The following is a 3204-nucleotide window of genomic DNA, read 5'->3' on the forward strand; positions in this document are numbered from 1 at the left end:
GCCTGGTAGAGCGAGCCGCCGAGCGCGACGTTGGCCTCCTGGAAGCCGCGGCAGATCGCGAACAGCGGGATGCCGCGCGCGAGCGCCCGCGGGATCATCGGCAGCGTCCAGTCGTCGCGGTCGGGGTCGAGCGGCAGCGTGGCGTCGTGCACTTCTTCGCCGAAGTGGCTGGGGTGCACGTTCGACGGCGAGCCGGTCAGCAGCACGCCGTCGGCGACGTCGAGCAACTCGTCGATCTCGGCCGCGGTGGAAGAGGGCACGACCAGCGGCAGGCAGCCTGCCAGGCGCACCGCGTCGATGTATTTCTTGCCGGCGATGTGGAAGGGGTGCTGCCCGACCAGTCGGTTGCATGCGGGAATCAGGACGACCGGCTTGTTCAGTGTTTTCATTGGGCTTGCTGCGCGTCGCTTGTTGAGCGACAGCACACTGGGCTTGCTGTCAACGAAGAGGTGTCAGAGGAGTGAGCAATGAGTGTGCCCGCGCGCATTGCAAAGTCAACCATGGCAACGTCGATCGGCAGCCACCTCACAGCATGTCCCTCAGGCGGTAGTAGGCCATGCCCATCACGAGGGCCGGCGTGCGCAGCAGCGGGCCGCCGGGGAACGGGCGGTGGCGCAGCTTCGCGAAGGTGTCGAAGCGGCTCGCGTGGCCGTCGATCGCCTCGGCGACGAGCCGGCCGGCCAGGCCCGTCAACGCGAGCCCGTGGCCCGAGAAACCCTGCAGGTAGTAGATGTTGTCGTGGTGCGGTTTCGATGCCGCGCCTGCACCCTCGGTGGGCAGCCGCCCGAAATCGGGCGCGCGGTTCATGCTGATGTCGACGAAGCCGCCCCATGAGAACTCGACCGCGGTGTCCTTCAGCTGCGGGAAGCTGCGGGCCATGCGGCGCTGCATGCTGGCCGCGAGGTTGACCGGCGTGCTGGTGCTGTAGCTGACGCGCCCGCCGTACAGCATGCGGTGGTCGGGTGTCGGGCGGAAGTAGTCGAGCACGAAGTTGGTGTCGCACACCGCCGCGCGCGACGGGATCAGCGAGCGGGCGAGCTCCGGATCGACAGGCTTCGAGGCCACGATGTAGGTGCCGACCGGCATGATGCGGCGTTCGAGTTGCGGCGCGAGGCCTTGCAGGTAGACGTTGCCGGCCAGCAGCACGTGCTTCGCGCGCACTTCGCCTTGCGGCGTGGCCAGTCGCACCGTGGGGCCGGGCGCGATCGACGTGACCGGCGACTGCTCGAACAGCTGCACGCCGACGCTCGCCGCGGCACGAGCGAGGCCCAGGCTGTACTTCAGCGGATGCAGGTGGCCCGAGCGCGCATCGTGCGCGCCGCTGTGGAACCGCGGGCTCGCGATCCACTGCGGCAGCTTGGCCGGCGTGATCCAGGTGGTGTCGTGGTCGTAGCGCTCGCGCATCAGCACGTGCCAGTCGTGCAGCTCGCGCGCCTTGCGCGCGTTGACGGCCAGGCTCAGGTAGCCCGCCTGCCAGTCGCAGTCGATCGAGAAGCGCTTGCAGCGCTCGTGGATGAGATCGAGCGCCTCGAGCGTCATCGCCCACACCTGGCGCGAGGCGTCGAGGCCGAGCTGGTCCTCGATCACCGTCTGCTCGCAGGCGAGGCCGGCGATGGCCTGGCCGCCATTGCGGCCCGAGGCGCCCCAGCCGACCTCACGGGCTTCGAGCAGCGCGACGCGGTAGCCGCGATCAGCCAGCTCGATCGCTGCCGAGAGCCCCGCGAGCCCACCGCCGACGACGGCGACATCGCAGTCGAGCGACGACGACAGCATGGGAAAGCCCGCCGTCCGCTGCACGGTCGCGGCGTAGTACGAGTGGCGGGTGAGATCGCTGTCGGCGCTCAGGAAGCTCATACGGTAGGCGCTAGGCAATGCCCTCTGATACTGCGGTGGAGGTTGGGCGAGACCAGTCGGGCGCCGGGCCGCCCCAAGCCCGACTGCGCCCCCTCGGGGGGCAGCGCCGGAGCGAAGCGACTAGCGTGGGGGTGGTCATTTCGCGCGCTTGATCGCGTCGGACAAGGTGCCGATCAGCTGGTCGATGTGCTTGTTCTCGATGATCAGCGGCGGCGACAGCGCGATCGTGTCGCCGGTGGTGCGGATCAGCAGGCCCTTGTCCCAGCAGTCGAGGAAGACCGAGAACGCGCGCTTGCCGGGCTGGCCGTCGATCGGCGCGAGCTCGATGCCGCCGACCAGGCCGAGGTTGCGCACGTCGATCACGTTCGGCAGGTCTTTCAGCGAATGCACTGCACGCTCGAAGGTGGGGGCCATCGTCTCGCCGCGCGTCAGCAGGCCTTCGTCGGCGTAGGTGTCGAGCGTRCCGAGTGCCGCGGCGCAGGCGAGCGGGTGCGCCGAGTAGGTGTAGCCGTGGAAGAACTCGATCGCCTGCTCGGGGCCATTCATGAAGGCATCGTGCACATGCTGCTTCGCGAACACCGCGCCCATCGGCACCGCGCCGTTGGTCAGGCCCTTGGCGACCGTCATCAGGTCGGGCGTGACGCCGAACTTCGTCGCCGCGAACGGCGCGCCGAGGCGGCCGAAACCGGTGATGACCTCGTCGAAGATCAGCAGGATGCCGTGCTTGTCGCAGATGGCGCGCAGGCGTTCGAGGTAGCCCTGCGGCGGCACCAGCACGCCGGTGGAGCCGGCGACCGGCTCGACGATCACCGCGGCGATCGTCGAGGCGTCGTGCAGCGCGACCAGGCGCTCCAGGTCGTCGGCCAACTCGGCACCGTGCAGCGGCTGGCCTTGCGTGAACGCGTTGCGCGGATCGTGCGTGTGGCGGATGTGGTCGACGCCCGGCAGCAGGCTGCCGAACATCTTGCGGTTGGCGACCAGCCCGCCGACCGAGATGCCGCCGAAGTTGACACCGTGGTAGCCGCGCTCGCGGCCGATCAGCCGGGTGCGCTGGCCTTCGCCGCGGGCGCGGTGGTAGCCGATCGCCATTTTCAGCGCGGTCTCGACCGATTCGGAACCGGAGTTGGTGAAGAACACCTTGCTGAGGCCCTTCGGCGCCAGCTGCACGAGCCGCTGCGCGAGCTCGAAGGCCTTCGGGTGGCCCATCTGGAAGGGTGGCGCGAAATCCATCTCGGCGGCCTGCGCCTGGATCGCCTGGACGATCTTCGGGCGTGCGTGGCCGGCGTTCACGCACCAGAGGCCGGCTGCGCCGTCGAGCACCTGGCGGCCCTCGGGCGTCCAGTAGTGCAT

3 protein-coding genes are annotated in these 3204 nt (G+C 69.2%); all 3 read right to left on the reverse strand.

The genetic code is table 11. The features are described 5' to 3' along the window. On the reverse strand, positions 1-389 hold a 389-nt coding region (locus AC1D01_RS26965), incomplete at its 3' end, for a gamma-glutamyl-gamma-aminobutyrate hydrolase family protein (protein WP_477871849.1). Between the two features lie 136 nt (positions 390-525). Further along, entirely contained in the window at positions 526-1854 is a 1329-nt protein-coding gene (locus tag AC1D01_RS26970) for an NAD(P)/FAD-dependent oxidoreductase (RefSeq protein WP_477871851.1), read from the reverse strand. A gap of 135 nt (positions 1855-1989) precedes the next feature. Then, positions 1990-3204: omega-aminotransferase AptA (aptA, locus tag AC1D01_RS26975; protein ID WP_477871853.1), on the reverse strand; the 1215-nt coding region annotated here is incomplete at its 5' end.

It is taken from the genome of Rhizobacter sp. P3_B12 (genome assembly GCF_056402895.1).

Coding starts and splice junctions, on each gene's coding strand:
- AC1D01_RS26970 (WP_477871851.1), bottom strand. CDS start 1,854: ATGAGCTTCCTGAGCGCCGACAGCGATCTCACCCGCCACTCGTACTAC.